We start from the raw sequence: 17,964 nt of genomic DNA on the forward strand, positions 1-17,964 counted from the left end.
GAGCAGATTCTATTTAACTTAATTGCACGCGCAAAAAGTCGATCGTATGCTGCAGAGCTTCATGAAATGCCGGTGCTGCTCCTTCGTATGGCTCGGCCGAATTAATCGTATGATCGCTGCCGGCAATCAGCACATAATGATGATCTGGCGCTGACTGCTGATAGGAATGAAACTGTGCTACAAGCGATTCGCGGTCTTGATCACCTTGAATGAACAATACAGGCGTAGTCAAGGAAGGAACGATATCCTTAAGATTAAATCGGCTAGTATTGTTCCTTAAATCTTCATCCAGAACGGAATCCAATAGCGATCGCTCCTCCTCTGCCTTCGCAGCCGCAGGAGCAGGTCCGACTCCTCCATTCCAGACAACAACAGCTTTTACGGTGCTGGTATGCTCAGAGGCATAGATCAGGACACTGCCTCCTGCTCGGCTGTGACCGACTAACCCGATCAACTCGGCATTCGATTGCTCGTTAAACGGAAGCTGTTTATTTGCCGCTGCCTGTACGACAGCTGACAGATCGTTCTGCTCCTGCGTTAAAGTCGTAGCATTCGCCACTTGCCGCTCATCAACACCATCTCGGATAGCCGTAAGACGCGAGAAGTTATAGCTCACCGTATAGAAGCCGCTGTCTGCCAGCTTATGAGCAGCCTCCGGCCAGAAAGCCCAATCCCGATGTCCCCTAAATCCGTGATTCAGAATAACGATCGGCTTTGGGGCTCCGTCCTGAAGGGTCGTCACTCTTCCCTCCACCTTCAATCCATCCTTCAGTTCTAGCGTAAATTCAGCCGATATGATCGTTGATGCACTCATTCGTTCCTCTCCCTTCTATATATCCCTTGCTTGAAAAAAAAAGAGGGCTGCCATCCTTCCCCACGAGAGAAAAGAAAGCGGCGCCTCTGATTGCAACAGTCAGCATCGTTATCTAGCGGATCTTATGATTGAAATCTCCATTCATTCGCCTAAACCAGATCAATAACAATAATTCATATAAGTTTAATTGGAATAATAAAATCAAAATAACATTGAATCTGGAATCTGTCAAGCTCGTAAATAAAATCTACTTGACCTTTCCGCTGCGTCAAGGTTCATAATAATTACAAAGTGATTGGAACAAGAAGGAGAGAAATCTATGAAGGTACAGGAAGTGGCTCGCAGACTCGGCGTAACGCCGAGGGCCGTCCGATTCTACGAGGAGAAAGGTCTTGTTCATCCCCACAAAGACGAAGTGAACGGATATCGTCTCTATACAGAGGACGATATCGAAAGACTCCGATGGATCGTTACGCTCCGCGAGCTCGGATTGCCGCTTGCTTCGATCGCAGAGGTGCTGGAATCCACCTCCAGACAAGAAGGCTCCTCCACCTCTCTGCTGGCCAAGCTTGATGAAGCTAGAGCACAGCTGTTCGCAGAATGGCGTTCCGCTACTCATGCGCTCGAAGCGCTCGATACGGCTGTCACACATTTGCAGCATGGAGCACCGGAGCTTCAGCCGCTTGAGAATGCTGCCGCGAAGCTGAGCAGCCTTCGGAAGCTGCGAGAGGCTTGGCAGGATCGCTGGCAATTTGACGGCTTAGCCGCAGCTTATGCCGTTGACGCACCGCTTATCCACTGGAGCCGCCGACTAAAGCGTGCCGAATATATTCAAGCTTTAAAGCGTGCAGTCGAGTGGCTTGACCCACGCGAGGAGGAACATGGACTGGATCTTGCTGCCGGAACCGGTAATTTGACCGCCATATTAATGAACACCGGTGCACGAATGACTGCTGTAGAGCAGTCGGCCAATATGCTGGCTGTCTATCGGGAGCGATTCCCGTATGCTAACGCCAAACAAGGAAATATGCTAGCGCTGCCTTTAACTTCTGCCGCCTTTCACTTCATAGGCTGTACATTTGCGTTTCATTATTTGGAATCCGCGCAGCAGCTCGCTGCACTTGCGGAGATAGACCGGGTACTGCTTCCCGGCGGAAGATTCGTCCTGACCGGTCTAACGGTCGAGCATGTCAACCCTTCAATACAGCAACATACACTTGAGGATACTGAAATTGACACTATCGCACAAGACTCCGATGATTCCGCCCACTTGTTCGAAATTGATGATGCTGCGGTCACTTCCTGGTTAACCGGGCAAGGCTATGAGGTCGTGATGGAACAGCTATCAGAAGCTGTCATTCTTCTATCTGCCGTCAAACCGTAGCTGTCCGATCAGTTGGCGGCTTTTAAAGGTTCTCCTTCACCCGATACCAGTGTTCATAGACGTGCTTAAATCCAAGCTTCGCATACAGCTTCCGGGCAGACGTATTATTCGCAACGACAACGAGATAGCTGTCTGTCGCCCCGTTATCCCGTCCCCAATTCAATAGATGGACAACCAACTGTTCACCGAAACCCCGCTGACGAAATTTCGGGTCGGTAACGATATCCCATAGACCAAAATACTGCTGCTCGATTACACCAAATCCGCAAGCAACGACTTGATCCGCGTGATATAGCAAAACAAAGCCCGCTTTAGTGCGGATGTTTTGCAGCATCCTGTACATTGTATTCTTCTGATGGCTAGCAGCATGCGAGAGCCGGCAGTAATGATCCAGCCAAGCTTCCGTCACTTGAGCCAAAATCTCGACCTGCTGCAGCTGCGGTTTTCTTAAATCGCCCGTCAACGATAACGTTTGGACGCTGCATCGATCGATGAGTGCATATCCCCGTTGTTCCAGCTCGTCATCTAACCCACTCGGCTCAGCAATTGGAGTTATTTTAAATGTAGGCCGCAGACCCCAGCTGTTATAGATCGATTCACAATCGTCAATCGCCTCATGAAGAGGGCTCTCTGTCGAGTAAGAGAACAAAGGAACAACCGAGTTAGCTCGCTTCGAATAACCGTCCGCGAATCTCAGCACCCAACCGTCACGATAGATCGTTTGCAACGATGGCCATTGGTTTAGCTGCAGCTGCTCCAGCTTTCGAATGAAAGGGTTATTCACTTCTAACTGCCCCTCTCTATTGGATAACGTCCATATCATAATTCCATTTTGTCGCTATCTGCCTGCACCGCTGCTCCAAATAACTTGTTCTTAGCAGCTCATCCGTCTCAATTATTGGGTCAATTGCGTGAATAGCCCATTCCACCTGCATATCGCCTTCATAGACCGTGTATAAGTCAATACACCGTCTCAAGGCAAGCAGATCGGGCAGCGCCAATGGAAGGTTCGTCGCTATGCCTTGATTGCCCGGATGCATAATCCATTCGACACTTTTCCAATCCAAAATGCCTTCATCCATTCGAATCGGGGTCTCGAGCTTATAATCGTCATCCAGTTCAGCTACATAGGTATACATGCCTCCGAAATCTACAGCTAACGTTGACCAAGTCATCAGCCCGGCGAACCGAAGCCGATAAGCTGACGTAGGAATACCCGCCTCTTCACCAATTTCTCGAATCATAGATTGTCTTGGGGTCTCTCCAGCCTCCAGCTTGCCGCCAATTCCGTTCCAGCAGCCCATCCAGTATGGCTTGTCGCGGTTAAGAAGCAGAATCTGATCTCCTTGTCGAATAAAACAAATATTATAGTTCAGCACAGTTCTTGACAACTCCTTCTGCAGCTTCAAACGGAAACAGCCCTTCCATTAATGGAAAGGCCGTTCTATGAGATAGACATCTACCCGTCAGACTACTTTGCGCTGACGTTTACATTCCTTATTGTTACACGTTTTGAAGTGACCGGTGAAATCAAGTCGATGATCCGTCACTCGGAATCCATATTCGCGCATCAATCTCTCTTCCAGCTCCAACAGCCAGTCATCTTTAATCTCTTTGAGCGCTCCGCACGTATGGCAAATTAAGTGATGATGCATATGCTTCTGGTCCTCGCTGCGCAGGTCGAACCGAGCAACACCGTCACCGAAATTCATCTTCTCGACAATATGCAGCTCCGTTAATAACTCCAGCGTCCGGTATACCGTCGCAAGGCCGATCTCCGGATATTTCGCCTTCACTAGCATAAACACTTCTTCGGCACTCATATGATCCTGCTCGTTCTCTAGCAGCACGCGCAGTGTGACGGCGCGCTGAACGGTCAGCTTATAGCCTCTGGCCGCCATCTGTCGATTAATTTTCTCGATTTCTGCTTCTACTTGTTGCATTGTGCTTACCCCCTTCGCGAACGACAGTGCCGTCGATCAGCTTTACGCCTCATCTCGTCAATCCCTAACAGTCCATGAAAAGGCTTACTTTTATAATCATTATAAACTAATCGTAATACAAATGAGAACATGATGCAAACCTTCATTTGTAATTAGGTCTGTGGAACGATTCACACTACGGCTCTTTTCCTAAGACCGTCGATCGTAACGAATCCAAATTGATGTATCCATTGCAATGATTTGGCCATTTGCGGAAGACTTGAGGCCATTATGCACTAAGCAGCTCTTTAGTTGAAGAAAGGGGCTGTCCGGGTCAGTCAGATCTCACTGACTTTCTGGACAACCCCTTCATCTATCCCTTAACTTCGTCCACCGCGAAACTTCTGTGCATGAGCACGCGCTTCCTCGGCGTTCGTAACGCGGTTACGGCTCCATTCCAGCAGGATGCGGTCAATATAACGAAAATGCAGCTTGCCCGCAAATACCGCTTCCTTCAACGCGAAACGAATAATTTCGTCCGAATACTTATCTTGATCGAGCCAAGCTGCAATCGTCTCACATTCCATCGGTGACAACGGCCTGCCGAATTCCTGCTCGAACACAGTAAATAAATTATCGGCCCCTTGCGCAGCGCTCTCGCCTTCGGCCTTCACCGTACTTGTAGCCCCCGACGCTGGTTTAACCGCCGAAGAATCGGAAAGCGTCTTCCCCTCGCGCTTCATCGCCGCTGCATGCTGGCCAGAGCGAATAAGCCAGCTTGTCCAATCGTACCGCTCGAATCGGACGCCAGATACCGGGTCCAAATCTTCCTCGATCGTCAGCAGCCCTTCCTTCATCAGCTTACGAATCGATTGTACAACCGCATTAATCGGCTTGCCCATCCGGTCAGCCAGCTGCTCCGGAGTCGGAAACTCGTTACCCTCCGACTCCCGAAACGCCATCAGATGGACAAGCAGCATCATTTCGCTCTCTTCCACTCCTAATGCGCGATACGTACGCAGAAGCGCGGAGGGGATGAATACCCCTCCGCCGCTCATTGCATCCGCTAAGCCGCGCGCATACGCCTTCCATATTTCGTCCTTCAACCGATGTCCCTCCCAAGCAGCGAATAACCTCTTGATCGATTAAGGATAGAGCCGATACAGCGTACGAGGAAAAGCAATCGTTTCCCTTACGTGCTCCAAACCGCATATCCATGCGACTGTTCGTTCAAGACCAAGTCCGAAGCCTGAATGCGGCACCGTGCCGTAACGGCGAAGATCCATATACCAAGCATAAGCTTCTTCTGGCAGCTCATGCTCCTTGAATCGCTGTGCCATCAGCTCTGGGTCGTCGATCCGCTGGGAGCCGCCAATAATTTCGCCATAGCCTTCTGGTGCAATTAAATCAGCACATAGCACAACCTCGGGCCGTGAAGGGTCCGGCTTCATATAGAACGCTTTGAACGATGCCGGATAATGCGTAATAAATACCGGTCGATCGAACTTCTCGGCTATAGCCGTCTCATGCGGAGCACCAAAGTCTTCACCCCACGGCAGGTCGAAGCCTTCCTTATGAAGCAGCTCAATCGCTTCGTCATACGTTATGCGCGGGAATGGAGCCTGCACCTGCTCCAGCTTCGAAATATCGCGGCCAATTGTCTCAAGCTCCGCCTTGCAGTTGGCGACTACCGACTGAACGACGTACGTAATGAACTGCTCCTGCACTTCCAAATTCTGTTCGTGGTCGACGAACGCCATCTCCGGCTCAATCATCCAGAATTCAATGAGATGCCGGCGAGTCTTCGACTTCTCCGCACGGAATGTCGGTCCGAACGAGTACACTTTCCCAAGCGCCATTGCCGCCGCTTCCATGTACAGCTGTCCACTCTGCGTGAGATAAGCATCCTCATCGAAATATTTGGTATGGAACAAATTCGTCGTTCCTTCACAGGATGAAGGTGTCAGAATCGGTGGATCGACAAGTGTAAAGCCTCGATCATCAAAAAACTTCTGGATTGCACGAATAATCTGCGCCCTGATGACAAGAATCGCACGCTGCTTCGGCGACCGAAGCCACAGATGCCGACGATCCATCAGGAAGTCGATGCCGTGCTCCTTCGGCGTTATTGGATACTCTTCCGTAAGCTGAATGATATCCACGCCGGTAACCGTCAGCTCGTAACCAGACGGACTGCGCGGCTCCTCACGCACAATGCCCGTCACATATAACGAGCTTTCCTGCGTCAGCTGTTTGGCCGCTTCCCAAGCTTCCTCCTCAACCTCGTTCTTCGCGATGACACCTTGAATAAAGCCCGAGCCGTCCCGGAGCTTTAGAAATTGGATTTTGCCGCTGGACCGTTTGCCCTGCAACCAGCATCCGATGACAACCGTTTCACCGACTTTACCAGACAGCTCGCGAATGGTTGTCAGTTTGCTCGTTTGCATGCAGCCACCCTCTCTCCTTGAAAGATAATCGTCGTGCTCGTTTAAATCTACACCTATAATTATCGTAAAAGCGGATGTTTATGATTCAGACTGCGATGTTGAAGCCTGCCGTTTCTGCTGTTGTTTAACAATAGAGTAAGTATCGCGTGCAATGAGCAGCTCCTCGTTCGTCGGTACGACAAGCACTTTCACACGGGACGAATCCGCAGATATGATCCGCGTGTCCTTGCGGCGTTCGTTATTGCGCGCCTCATCTAGCTCAATTCCAAGGAACGTTAATCCGTCACATACTGCTTTGCGGAGCACAGACGAATTCTCGCCTACGCCTGCCGTAAAGACGAGTGTATCGATACCGTTCATCGCGGCTGCATAAGCACCGATATATTTTCGTACCCGATAGGCGTACATGTCAAAAGCAAGCTTCGCGTTCTTATCCCCTTCGCTCATCGCTTCAGTTATCTCACGCATATCGCTCGACAAACCACTGATCGCCTGCAGCCCACTGTGCTTATTTAGCATTGAGTTTACTTCACTGACGCTCAAATCCTCTTTATTCATAACGAACGGCACGACAGCCGGATCGAGATCACCGCTTCTCGTTCCCATCATTAAGCCTTCTAGCGGTGTCATCCCCATGCTTGTATCGATCGATTGGCCATCCTTAATGGCCGTGCAGCTTGCACCGTTGCCAATATGGCACGATACCATTTTGAGCGTCTCGAGCGGCTGCTTCAAGAAAGCAGCCGCTTGCTCGCTCACATAAGCATGCGAGGTACCATGAAAGCCGTAGCGGCGAACTTTGTGGCGGCGGTACAACACCATCGGAATGGCGTACAAATAAGCCTCGCGCGGCATCGTCTGATGGAACGCTGTATCGAATACAAGAACTTGCGGCACGTCCGGCAAATTCGCCTCGACAGCTGTAATGCCCATCATATGAGCCGGATTATGCAGCGGAGCAAGGTCGAACAGCTTACGGATTTCGAGCTTCACCTCAGGTGTGACCAGTACGGATTGCTTGAACGCTTCGCCGCCGTGTACGACGCGGTGGCCAACTGCATCGATTTCGCTGATCGATTCGATGACCCCGGTCTTCGGATTGACAAGCATGTCAAGGACACGCCGAACAGCCATCGTATGCTCCAAAATTTCGCTTACGCTGCGAACCTCCGTCTTCCCGACCTTCTCATGCGTTACGATTGAGGAATCCATGCCGATGCGCTCCACTCGTCCGTTAGCAAGCACCTTCTCATTCGTCATGTCATACAATTGATACTTAAGTGAGGAGCTCCCCGCATTAATAACTAATACTTTCATATCCGATCGCCGTCCTTATCGTATTGGAAGAAGCCTACGCCAGTCTTAACACCAAGATGTCCTGCTCGAACCATTTTTTTGAGTACGATGGAAGGACGATATTTCAATTCTCCGTATTCGCGGAACATCCGCTCTAACGCAGCCAACACCGAATCAAGACCGAACCGATCCGCCATCTCAAACGGTCCATGCTGGAATGAGTAGCCAATACGCATCGCGCTGTCGATATCGTCTGCGGAGGCAACCCCTTCCTCCAGTACGTGAAGAGCCTCATTAATGAACAAGCAAATAAGACGCGTGGTGACGAAGCCTGGAGATTCGAACACCATGACGCCCTTCTTATTCGTCACTTCTTCGATAAAATGCTTCGTCCGCTCGAATGTATCGTCTGACGTCTTCAAGCCGCGGACAATTTCTACGAGATCGATTTTGGAAACCGGGTATACAAAATGAGTGCCGATAACTCTTTCTGGATGCTGTGTAACGCTTGCAAGCTCGGTCAAGCTAAGTGTCGACGTATTGCTTGCCAGAATGACGTGCTCGTCGAAGATTTGGTCAAGCCGCTCGAATATTTCTTTCTTCGCCTCTAAATCTTCGGATATCGTCTCGATGACAATGTCACAATCTGCCACCTGCTCAATTCGCTCCAGTGGATGAATGCGGTTCAGCACCAGCTTCTTCTCCGCCTGGGTCATCGCCCATTTCTCAATCTGTTTATCTAGGCTGAGACCAATCTGGACAAGCCCTGCTTCGAGCTTTTCCGCTGATTGCTCCACCACGTATACGTCAAGCCCTTTATAGGCCAACATTTCTGCAATACCTTGCCCCATAGTTCCAATGCCGATTACGCCTGCTTTTCTTACCGTCAATTGGCTCTCCTCCGCTCCACCCGATGCTGAATTAAATATGAATGTAAACGTATTTATTATAACGTTAATTAAACAAAATAAGAAGTCGGACACATGGTCTGACTTCTTTTTGTCAATAATTACATCGCATTCGCAGTTGGAGCTTTTGCTTCGCAGATTAAAGCACGGAACTTACTGCCGTCTACCGTTTCCTCGCGGACAAGGATGTCCAGCGCGTATTCGAAGACGTGAAGCTGAGCTTGCAGCTGCTCCTTCGTATCATTTAGCAGCTTTTCCAGCATACCGGAAGCGATACCCGACAGCTTCTCCGGCGTCAGCATGCCCGGATCGATAATGCCAAGCTCAGTCAAGCCGCTTTCCGCCATCGTCCGCACCATATTAATCGCCTGTTCAAAGTCGCCTCGTGATCCGGTGCTGCGGCTACCATAAAAAATTTCTTCTGCTGCAGCGCCGCCGAGCGCGATTTGGATTTGGCCTTCCATATAAGCTTTCGTATACAAATAACGCTCGCGCTGTGGCTGATGACGAACATAGCCGAGCGCTTGACCACGCGGCGACAGCGTAACATTCGCGACGCTGCCCGGTGCCACAAGCTCTGCCATAATCGCGTGGCCCAGCTCATGTCTTGCGACCCGAATCCGTTCTTCCTCCGTGGTCTCCCTATCCGTCTTCTCGCCCATCATCACTTTATCAATCGCAGCGGTTAAATGTGAGCGACCAATCATTTCCGAATGATCGCGCATCGCATAGATGGCCGCTTCATTCATCACACTTTCCAACTGAGCGCCAGAGAAGCCGAATGTTTCTGCAGCAGCGCGGTCAAGCAGCTCCTCCGATTCGAGCGGCTTATTCTTTGCATGAATGTGCAAAATATGCAGCCGTCCCTTCACGTCCGGCAGCTCGACGCCGATATGACGGTCAAAACGGCCCGGACGCAGCAGCGCTGGATCAAGCATCTCTTTCCGGTTAGTCGCCGCCATAAGCAGTATACGCGGCGTCTCAGACGTATGAATGCCGTCCATCTCCGTAAGCAGCTGGTTAAGCGTCTGGTCGTACTCGCGCTGTTGACCGCCGTCTCGTTTGCCGCCAATGACATCAATCTCGTCAATAAAGATAACTGCAGCCTGTTTGCCTGCTTTAACCGCCTTTCGACGTGCTTCATTAAACAAATCACGAATACGGCTTGCGCCGACACCGACATACATCTCAACGAATTCACTGCCCGATGCTGCTAAGAATACCGAATCAGTATAATGTGCTGCCGCTTTTGCAAGCAGCGTTTTACCTGTACCCGGAGGGCCTGTTAACAAGATGCCTTTCATTGGACGAATGCCAAGACGTGCGATTTCATCCTTCTTCACAAGAAAATCAAGCGCTTCAATAAGCTCCTTCTTCGCCCGCTCCTGGCCGCCGATCTGGTCAAATGACAGCGGCTCAGAAACCTTCTGCTTCTTAGCGGTTACCCCTTTGGAGGCAGCGAGCGGTCCTTGCCCTTTCAGCCTGGCCGCATATACAAGACCAGCGGCAATACCGCCGATAACGGCCAGTGGAAGTAAATTTACTCCTCTATACAATAGAAAAATTACGAACGCGCAAGCAGCGCCGATTCCGATCTCCAGCTTATAGTTGCGCAGCATCATTCCACACCTCCAGCGTTGCCGGTGTACGCGGCAATATGATGTATTTGACGGCTTCCCCTTTTCGCAGGGTTACATATACGTTCGTTTCATCCATTTCCGTCGATGCCGTCATTCCGGCATGCTTCACCGTAAGTTCATTAAGGGCTTCAGGAATATCGGAGTAAGCTTTCGTCTCCATCGCTTCCGCCACGTCGAACAGTACGGACGACCACAGCTTATCCAGCTCTGCGCTTTCCGTATTACCGGATACGATTAATTGAAGCTTGCGTCCTTTCAAGACAGACTGCCCATCCTTCGTCAGCTGCTTGTACACGGAGCGAAGGTCAGCATTCTCGGCCAGCTTCAGCGAAACATAAACAGTACCGTTCTCTACGTTTGATTCTGAATCCACGACACCCTGTAATCCGCTCACAGCCTTCGATAGCGGCTCCTTCACGGCCATATGATCATAGGCGAACCAGCCTCCGAAGAGAAGACCGCCTGTAACGGCAACCGATAAGACAGCAGGTACAATACGCACTCGCATCGTTCGCAAACCTCCTCGTATTGTGCTATAAAAGTAAAAAGCGTCGCAAAGAGATGTGCTTCGTGACATAAAGCATACAGCCGGATCGTTGCGCCTACACGTTTACGCTACGAGCGCAAACCTTACAAGCCTGCCAACCACCATACTGTATGCTTTGACTCTCCGCTTTCCTTTGCGACAGCTTTGCATTCATCATTATCTATCAATAGATCTATCAATATGCATCTCTCATTTGCTACATGAAGAGTATATCACAATTGATATACGATTCGTCTGTGTAATAAAAGGAAACGCCGCCAGGCGGCAAGCCTGACGGCGTATTGGATCGTGCTTATTGCTCCGCTAAACGTTTGGCGGGGAGCTTAAAGGTGTCGATTAAGGTTCCGTTCTCAAAGCTGTAGAAATCGTACATATATTTGCGCTGGCCGCCTTCAATACGAGAGTAATAGACTTCCCATATATGCTCGCCACCCGCAATGCCCGGGCGAATATGCTCGATCCGAGCATCCGGTTTTTTCGACTCCATCGTCAGGCGAATCTGATCCTTGCTCACCGATCGTGAGGCATATACGGTGTCTGTTACACTTTCTCGCAGCCATACGAATACCTGCTCACCATCTTCTCTTGTACCCTCAACGACCCAAGCCGTTTCGTCCCATACAAATTTAGACAAACGGTCAATCTCAGTGAGAGATGCAGCTTCAATCGCCCGGTTCTTGGCTTGCTTCTCCTCGGACCAAGTATCTTTAAATATAGACTGATACCAGATATTGATCCCAGCAATGATGGCCAGGAGCAGAACGAGCGATAAAGCCGTCCATCTCCTCGGCGTCATATAGGGCGCCTTTTTTTTACGAGTTGCACGCATGTCTTACAGCAGCCTCTCGAAGGCCGCCTGCGCTTCGCGGCGAATGCGCTCCTCATCCAGTGTCAAGCATTCGCCCTTGCGAACAACCTGCTTGCCGTCGATCCACACATGAAGAACGTCGCTTCCCGAACCAGAATAGACCAGATGTGAGACAACATCCGTCAGCGGGAAATAATGAGGTTTGTTCAAATCGAGAGCAATGATGTCGGCTTTTTTACCAGCCTCAAGGCTACCGTAAGATTTCTCCTGCCAGATTGCGCGGGCGCCGTACAGCGTACCCAGCTTCAGCGCCTCAATAGCAGGAACGGCCGTTGGATCTCCGGAGACACCTTTATGAATTAGACCTGCTAGACGGATCTCATCGAACGTACATAAATTGTTGTTGCTGGCAGCGCCATCTGTACCGAGGGATACCGTTACGCCTGCTCGAAGCAGATCCGGCACCCTTGCGATACCGCTCGCCAGTTTCAGATTGCTAGCTACGTTATGAGATACGCTAACACCGCGTTCGGCGAGTAGAGCGATCTCTTCATCATTCAAATGAACAGCATGTGCTAGGAGCGTCGGACGTGCGAACATACCGAGCTTATCGAGGTGCTCCACCGGGCGTGTTCCGTAATCTCGCACGTTCTGCTCGACCTCTGCAGCTGTCTCGGACATATGCGTATGCATCGGAACGTTCAAGTCATGCGAAGCTTGAACGAATCGTTCGATCAGTTCCGGAGGACATGTATATGGAGCATGCGGCGACAGCATCGTCGTAATCCGTCCATTAGCTTTACCGTTCCAGTCGCGTGCGAAGTTCACCGCTTCATCGAACTTCGCATTCACTTCCTCAGGCGAGCCGAAGCCGATTACACCACGCGTTAAGCAGCCGCGAAGGCCAGATTGCTCAACGACGCTCGCAACAATGTCCATCCGATCATACATATCGACGAACGACGTCGTTCCGGTTTTCAGCATTTCAAGCTGAGCAAGCGACGATCCCCACTTAGCAGACTCATCGTCGAATTTCGCTTCCAGCGGCCAGATTTTGTCCTGAAGCCACGTTTGCAGCACCATATCGTCCGCAAATCCACGAAGCAGCGTCATTGGTGTATGACCGTGCGTATTTACTAGACCTGGCATAAAGACAAGTCCGTTGCCATCAACAATTTCCGTTCCTTCCGATACTTGCGGCTCTTGTTCGCCTATGTATACAATCGTGTCGCCTTTCACGTGCAAATAACCACGAACGATGGGCTCAGCATCGTTCATCGTCACGAACAAGCCATTTTTAATTAACCATTCACTCATCGCGCTCCAACCTTTCCTTCTCAATATAATAAGCCAGGCTTAGCAGCTCCGTCGTAAAGTTCGCATGATGAATTCTTACAGATTCCGGCACCTTAAGGATCGCTGGAGCAAAATTAAGAATGCCATCTACGCCGGCAGATACCAGCTCATCTGCTACGTTCTGCGCTTCTGACGCCGGCACCGTAATAATGCCGATTTGAATATGTTGATTAATGATTGTCTCTCTAAGCTTACTCATCGGCTGCACGATCAATCCGTTAATACTGGTGCCGATCTTTGCCGGGTTAGCGTCGAATACGGCAGTGATCTGAACATTATCCCGCAGATAAGTGTTATAGTTACATAGCGCATGTCCAAGATTACCGGCACCGATTAAAGCCGCATAGTGGGTCGTATCAAGGTTCAAGATTTGTCTAATCTTCTCAATCAAATAATTAACATCGTAGCCTATTCCTTTGCGTCCAAATTCTCCGAAATAAGCTAAATCTTTACGAATTTGTGCCGGATTCAAGTCGAGCTTGCGGCCGAGCTCCTGCGAGGATACGGTCTGTACCTCCCGTACGCTCAGCTCGCTTAGCACTTGCAAATAGACCGGAAGCCGTCTTACGACCGCTTCCGATATTTTCAATTGCTTCATTGCTGCGCTCCTTCCTGCTCAACCGCCAGCCACTCCCGCATTCGAGGCACGATTTGTTCCAGATGCATATGCTCGATCTTGGGACCGGGAAGCGAGTACAAAAAATATTTGCCATAATACGTTTCCAACACACGAGTATCATAAATAAGTACGATTCCTCTATCCTTCCTCGAGCGGACCAGCCGGCCGAAGCCTTGCTTGAATCGGATAACCGCTTGTGGAATCGACAGCTTCATGAAAGGGTTCTGCTTCTGTGCAAGCAGCAGCTCCGACTTCGCTTCAACCAGCGGATGGTTCGGAGGCTGAAATGGCAAACGGATGATCGCCAGACAAGTCAGGGCATCGCCTGGAATGTCGACACCTTCCCAAAAGCTGCTCGTACCAAGCAGCACTGATGCAGATTGCTGCTGGAATCGTCGCGTTAGCTTACTGCGGTTACTGCTGTCGATTCCTTGCCCGAGCACTTGAATTTGATGCTGCTCCAGCGCTTCCTTCAGCGGATCGTAGACCTGCCGCAGCATCCGATAAGAGGTGAACAGCACAAGCATTCTTCCCCCCAGCTCGATCGCAGAATCGGTTAACGATCTCACCAGCAGCTTGATGAAATGAGGATCACCTCCTGCTCCTTTTAACTGAGGAAAGTTGCGCGGAATAATAACGAGCGCCTGCTCTCTGTAGTTAAAAGGTGAAGGCAGCTGAACTGTTTTTAGTCTTCCCTCCTGCTCCATACCTTCAAGTCCAAGCTGTTCGCAAGCGTATTGGAACGTCTTCTGAACTGACAGTGTCGCGGACGTTAATATGACGCTCTTCTTCGGCTCGAACAGATACATCCGCAGCTGTTCGCTCACGTCGGCCGGCACAGCATACAGATGAATTGACTTCGCTTTGAATTGCGTCGTTGCCTCTATCCAGTATACCGTATTGAAGTTGTTCGCGCGAACGAATTCACGTAAGTCGTCGCGAACGCGGGCAAGATCTTTAACCGATCCATTCAAGTCGGTGACAAGGTTGACGATCGACGTATCCTCAAGCTTCTCCTTCATATCTGTCAGTGTCTTCTCAAGCGTTCGTACCGCTTTGTTCAAATCGGCGAACACATTATTCTCCGTATCGGATATCGCCTGCCAGCCATTCGGATGCTCTTGGGGCCGAATCCGAAATACCGACTGACCCGTCTCGGTCTGCTGTGCTTGACCACCTGACTGAGCACTCATTAGTGCATACATAAGCTCAAACAGCTTATCCCAATCCTCACGTATAGCCGTAATTGTCTTACTAAGCTCGTCCAGTGTCTCGATCCAAGCCGGAACGCTGGCTTCTGATTCACCGTGCAGCAGCGCTATCAGTTGGCTAAGCAGACCTCCGCCTCGACTATCCTTCACGAGACGGCTGTAAGGATGAACGAAGGAGAAATATGATAACTGCAAGCCGAGATGCTTGCCCGCAACCTCCTCCAGATGATGAGCCTCATCGACTACCAGCTGCTCATAGCTTGGCAGAAGACGATGCTCGGCTTGGATATCAGTGAATACAAGCGAATGGTTCGTAATGACGATATCTGCAATATTGGCTTCATGCTTAGCCCGATGGTAGAAGCAGCGCCGGAACCATGGACACGCTCGATTCAAGCACGAATCGGCGTCGCTGGCGACCGTTTCCCAGAACTCGGCTCCCTTGTTGCCGAAATTAAGCTCCTCCTGATCGCCGGTTTCCGTCTCGCCAAGCCAAATTATCATTTGTGCAGCCGTCATTAAGTCTTCATTCGGCGATACGTATTCCCGCATCCGTACCTTCGTATCGAACTTGCGAAGACAGATGTAGTTGCCCCTGCCTTTGAAGATCGCCGCACGGAACGGAAACGGGGATACCTCGTGCAGAAGCGGAAGATCACGCTGGCGGAGCTGCTCCTGAAGATTAATCGTATGCGTGCTGACGACGATTTTTTTTTGCTGCTTCGCACCATAATATAACGAAGGAAGTAAATACCCGAGCGATTTGCCCGTTCCAGTACCTGCTTCGATCAGCAAATGACGTTCATGATCAAGTGCTTCATGCACTTCCTCGAACATAATGGACTGAGCTTCCCGCTCCTCATAATCCGGCATCAATCGGCGGAACCGTTCTCTTACTTCATCCATGTATTGATCAAATGTCATATTCGCCAGCATCTCGTCTCCTCCATCGGATCGAGCTGGCTGAGCATCTGACCAGTCTCCTGCTTTCATTGCAAGTTGATTAAAATAAACATGATGATTCATATCGAGCGACGTTTCAAGCTCTTTGCGCTGAAGCACAAGCTGAATAAACCAGCTCAAATCATCATATCCGTTGAACAGCTCGCCAAGGCGCTGAAGACTTAGAAGCGGCAGATCCCTCAGCTTGTGCACACAACTCGCGAACAATAGCGCTGTCGCCTCCGCATCGCTGTCTGCTTGATGCTTGCGTTCATGTTCAATGCCGAACGCTTCCGATACAGCGCTAAGCTGATACGAAGAAAGCGTTGGATATAACATCCGCAGCATATCGACTGTATCCAGCTTTCGACCCGTGAATGGACTGTAGCCGCACCGGTCAAGCGACCGATTCAAAAAGTGAGCATCGAATCCGACGTTATGCGCTACTAGAACGGCTTCATCCAGAAGCCGGATAGCGTCTGGCAAAATATGTTCAATTGTCGGCGCGTCCGCGACCATCTCGTCCGTAATACCCGTTAACTGCGTAATGAAGGGCGGTATCGGCTTTCCTGGCCGCACGAAGGAGCTGAACGTCTCCGTTACGTTCAGCTCCTCGTTCAATACGACGATACCGATCTGTATAATATCGTCATCAGCCTGATGGCCGGTCGTTTCCAAATCGAGTATTGCAAATTTCATCCGGCTTTCGGTCCTCTCCTAACGGATCAGCTCTGCGCTTCCGAACCGAAGCGACAGCTGCCCATTCCTTTCCTTGCAGCATTTCAAGTTCATCATAGAATCGGTAAAGCTCGGATCAGCGTGATGCGCCTTCAAAAAATACTGCTCCGCAAGCTCCAAATTCATGTTAACCGCTTGAATGCACCCGAGAGCATTATAACCGATTGCCCGCCATTTGGCATGCTCGGTAAGCGAGATTAAGATTTGGAAATGCTTCTCTGCCTCGTCCCACTGCTGCATATGCATCAGCGTCATCGCCATAAACAACCGGGCAAGCTGGCAATCGGGCGACAGGTCGATCGCTTTGCCGAGCTCAACCGCTGCATGTCCAAACATATGGAGCTTGAAGTATCCTTGACCTCTTGAAATGAGTAAAGCGATGTCGTCGCTGAAGCTATAGCTGATTCCTCCGTCAACAGGCTTCGAGGCTGTACCACCGTTCGGGAGAGGTGCAGATTGAGCCGTCTGCTCCGCTTGAACGGATTCACTGCTGCCCGCTTTGTACTGCACCGAGCTTGTCTTCGGCATAGGCACAGCGAGCGGAACCGGCGCGGCGGAGTCGACTCCGGCATTAGCGGCTTTCAAGTCTGAGTAGAAATCAGCCAGCCTCTCCTCGAACTGAAGCCAATGCTCAACGATGGAATCGCTCATCGCCTTCAAAACATCAAGCTGCTTGTTAAGATGCTCCTTCCGTTCCCCGACTGCTCTTGGATAAAGGCGCTTAATCTCGTCCAACTTGTCGTTCATCGCCGCGAACAGATGCGCAAACATATTCGGCACCCGCCTTTACGTAAGAATGAGTAGAACGATGCCGGTCTTAAAGCTTGATTTATGATGACGATTAGACTGACCGGAGTAACCTCATTCTTTGTAGCAAGGGCCGATTTCATACCGCTACCCAGCCGTTATACAGCACTGGCATCTAGGCTGTGTATTACTGAGAATTACAGGATAACAGAATGAATTTCTTCTGTAAGCGAATTAAGCGGGCGATTATTCTCATCCACGATGACAATCGTCGGCTTATAGCTGCGCGCTTCCTCTTCCGTCATCGAAGCATACGTAATGATGATGACCTGATCGCCAGGTTGAACAAGACGTGCTGCAGCGCCATTGAGACATATGACGCCGCTGCCACGGGGGCCTTTAATAATATAGGTCTCCAGTCGCGCGCCGTTATTGTTATTAACGATTTGTACTTTTTCGTTCTCCCACATGTCAGCTGCATCCATCAAATCCTCATCGATCGTAATGCTTCCTACATAGTGAAGATTAGCTTCCGTCACGGTCGCGCGATGCAGCTTGGATTTCATCATCGTTCTCAACATTAAA

General features: G+C 50.3%; 17 protein-coding genes. 1 reads left to right on the forward strand and 16 read right to left on the reverse strand.

Features of this window, described 5'->3' with window-relative positions; translation table 11 throughout:
• Positions 1-13: 13 nt before the first annotated feature.
• Entirely contained in the window at positions 14-814 is an 801-nt protein-coding gene (locus PXY01_RS02185; RefSeq protein ID WP_127566835.1) for an alpha/beta hydrolase family protein, read from the reverse strand.
• 319 nt (positions 815-1,133) lie between these two features.
• Between PXY01_RS02185 and PXY01_RS02190 the strand changes: the two genes are divergently transcribed.
• Complete coding sequence (locus PXY01_RS02190; protein WP_127566837.1) at positions 1,134-2,198, forward strand: MerR family transcriptional regulator; 1,065 nt, start codon at positions 1,134-1,136, stop codon at positions 2,196-2,198.
• Positions 2,199-2,220: 22 nt separating this feature from the next.
• Here PXY01_RS02190 and PXY01_RS02195 read toward each other — a convergent pair whose 3' ends face one another.
• From PXY01_RS02195 to panD, 15 genes are all read right to left on the reverse strand, one after another.
• Entirely contained in the window at positions 2,221-2,982 is a 762-nt protein-coding gene (locus tag PXY01_RS02195) for a GNAT family N-acetyltransferase (RefSeq protein ID WP_246027770.1), read from the reverse strand.
• 16 nt (positions 2,983-2,998) lie between these two features.
• Positions 2,999-3,577 (reverse strand): NUDIX hydrolase, encoded by a 579-nt coding sequence (locus tag PXY01_RS02200; RefSeq protein ID WP_127566841.1) that lies wholly within the window; start codon positions 3,575-3,577, stop codon positions 2,999-3,001.
• Between the two features lie 87 nt (positions 3,578-3,664).
• Positions 3,665-4,141: a ferric iron uptake transcriptional regulator gene (fur, locus tag PXY01_RS02205; RefSeq protein ID WP_127566843.1), complete on the reverse strand. Its 477-nt coding sequence runs from the start codon at positions 4,139-4,141 to the stop codon at positions 3,665-3,667.
• A gap of 359 nt (positions 4,142-4,500) precedes the next feature.
• Positions 4,501-5,226: a DnaD domain-containing protein gene (locus tag PXY01_RS02210; RefSeq protein WP_127566845.1), complete on the reverse strand. Its 726-nt coding sequence runs from the start codon at positions 5,224-5,226 to the stop codon at positions 4,501-4,503.
• 39 nt (positions 5,227-5,265) lie between these two features.
• Positions 5,266-6,567 carry an asparagine--tRNA ligase gene (asnS, locus tag PXY01_RS02215; protein ID WP_127566847.1) on the reverse strand — a complete coding sequence of 434 codons (1,302 nt, stop codon included), beginning with the start codon at positions 6,565-6,567 and terminating at the stop codon, positions 5,266-5,268.
• Between the two features lie 78 nt (positions 6,568-6,645).
• The gene (locus tag PXY01_RS02220; RefSeq protein WP_127566849.1) at positions 6,646-7,884 is read right to left on the reverse strand and encodes an acetate/propionate family kinase; all 1,239 of its coding nucleotides are present in this window, start codon (positions 7,882-7,884) and stop codon (positions 6,646-6,648) included.
• Complete coding sequence (locus tag PXY01_RS02225) at positions 7,881-8,753, reverse strand: 3-hydroxyacyl-CoA dehydrogenase family protein (protein ID WP_127566851.1); 873 nt, start codon at positions 8,751-8,753, stop codon at positions 7,881-7,883. Before PXY01_RS02225 ends, PXY01_RS02220 begins: the two co-directional genes overlap by 4 nt.
• Before the next feature lie 119 nt (positions 8,754-8,872).
• The gene (locus PXY01_RS02230) at positions 8,873-10,390 is read right to left on the reverse strand and encodes an AAA family ATPase (protein ID WP_127567350.1); all 1,518 of its coding nucleotides are present in this window, start codon (positions 10,388-10,390) and stop codon (positions 8,873-8,875) included.
• Positions 10,374-10,919 (reverse strand): hypothetical protein, encoded by a 546-nt coding sequence (locus PXY01_RS02235; RefSeq protein ID WP_127566853.1) that lies wholly within the window; start codon positions 10,917-10,919, stop codon positions 10,374-10,376. Before PXY01_RS02235 ends, PXY01_RS02230 begins: the two co-directional genes overlap by 17 nt.
• 331 nt (positions 10,920-11,250) lie before the next feature.
• The gene (locus PXY01_RS02240) at positions 11,251-11,754 is read right to left on the reverse strand and encodes a cell wall elongation regulator TseB-like domain-containing protein (RefSeq protein WP_127566855.1); all 504 of its coding nucleotides are present in this window, start codon (positions 11,752-11,754) and stop codon (positions 11,251-11,253) included.
• A gap of 36 nt (positions 11,755-11,790) precedes the next feature.
• Entirely contained in the window at positions 11,791-13,083 is a 1,293-nt protein-coding gene (locus tag PXY01_RS02245; protein WP_127566857.1) for an amidohydrolase, read from the reverse strand.
• Positions 13,076-13,720 (reverse strand): redox-sensing transcriptional repressor Rex, encoded by a 645-nt coding sequence (locus PXY01_RS02250; protein ID WP_127566859.1) that lies wholly within the window; start codon positions 13,718-13,720, stop codon positions 13,076-13,078. Before PXY01_RS02250 ends, PXY01_RS02245 begins: the two co-directional genes overlap by 8 nt.
• Positions 13,717-16,593: an ATP-dependent DNA helicase DinG gene (dinG, locus tag PXY01_RS02255; protein WP_127566861.1), complete on the reverse strand. Its 2,877-nt coding sequence runs from the start codon at positions 16,591-16,593 to the stop codon at positions 13,717-13,719. Before dinG ends, PXY01_RS02250 begins: the two co-directional genes overlap by 4 nt.
• Before the next feature lie 18 nt (positions 16,594-16,611).
• A complete protein-coding gene (locus PXY01_RS02260; protein WP_127566863.1) occupies positions 16,612-17,403 on the reverse strand; it encodes a hypothetical protein in 792 nt (263 codons plus the stop codon).
• Between the two features lie 173 nt (positions 17,404-17,576).
• The gene (gene panD / locus PXY01_RS02265) at positions 17,577-17,960 is read right to left on the reverse strand and encodes an aspartate 1-decarboxylase (RefSeq protein ID WP_127566865.1); all 384 of its coding nucleotides are present in this window, start codon (positions 17,958-17,960) and stop codon (positions 17,577-17,579) included.
• Positions 17,961-17,964 lie beyond the last annotated feature (4 nt).

This window comes from Paenibacillus xylaniclasticus (assembly GCF_004001065.1).
GTDB classification, from domain to species: Bacteria; Bacillota; Bacilli; order Paenibacillales; family Paenibacillaceae; genus Paenibacillus_T; species Paenibacillus_T xylaniclasticus.

Excerpts from the sequence above, each read along its gene's own strand:
- panD (WP_127566865.1), bottom strand. The coding sequence starts at position 17,960 with ATGTTGAGAACGATGATGAAATCCAAGCTGCATCGCGCGACCGTGACG.
- asnS (WP_127566847.1), bottom strand. The coding sequence starts at position 6,567 with ATGCAAACGAGCAAACTGACAACCATTCGCGAGCTGTCTGGTAAAGTC.
- PXY01_RS02190 (WP_127566837.1), top strand. The coding sequence starts at position 1,134 with ATGAAGGTACAGGAAGTGGCTCGCAGACTCGGCGTAACGCCGAGGGCC.
- PXY01_RS02220 (WP_127566849.1), bottom strand. The coding sequence starts at position 7,884 with ATGAAAGTATTAGTTATTAATGCGGGGAGCTCCTCACTTAAGTATCAA.
- dinG (WP_127566861.1), bottom strand. The coding sequence starts at position 16,593 with ATGAAATTTGCAATACTCGATTTGGAAACGACCGGCCATCAGGCTGAT.
- fur (WP_127566843.1), bottom strand. The coding sequence starts at position 4,141 with ATGCAACAAGTAGAAGCAGAAATCGAGAAAATTAATCGACAGATGGCG.
- PXY01_RS02260 (WP_127566863.1), bottom strand. The coding sequence starts at position 17,403 with ATGTTTGCGCATCTGTTCGCGGCGATGAACGACAAGTTGGACGAGATT.
- PXY01_RS02240 (WP_127566855.1), bottom strand. The coding sequence starts at position 11,754 with ATGACGCCGAGGAGATGGACGGCTTTATCGCTCGTTCTGCTCCTGGCC.
- PXY01_RS02235 (WP_127566853.1), bottom strand. The coding sequence starts at position 10,919 with ATGCGAGTGCGTATTGTACCTGCTGTCTTATCGGTTGCCGTTACAGGC.
- PXY01_RS02245 (WP_127566857.1), bottom strand. The coding sequence starts at position 13,083 with ATGAGTGAATGGTTAATTAAAAATGGCTTGTTCGTGACGATGAACGAT.
- PXY01_RS02250 (WP_127566859.1), bottom strand. The coding sequence starts at position 13,720 with ATGAAGCAATTGAAAATATCGGAAGCGGTCGTAAGACGGCTTCCGGTC.
- PXY01_RS02185 (WP_127566835.1), bottom strand. The coding sequence starts at position 814 with ATGAGTGCATCAACGATCATATCGGCTGAATTTACGCTAGAACTGAAG.
- PXY01_RS02230 (WP_127567350.1), bottom strand. The coding sequence starts at position 10,390 with ATGCTGCGCAACTATAAGCTGGAGATCGGAATCGGCGCTGCTTGCGCG.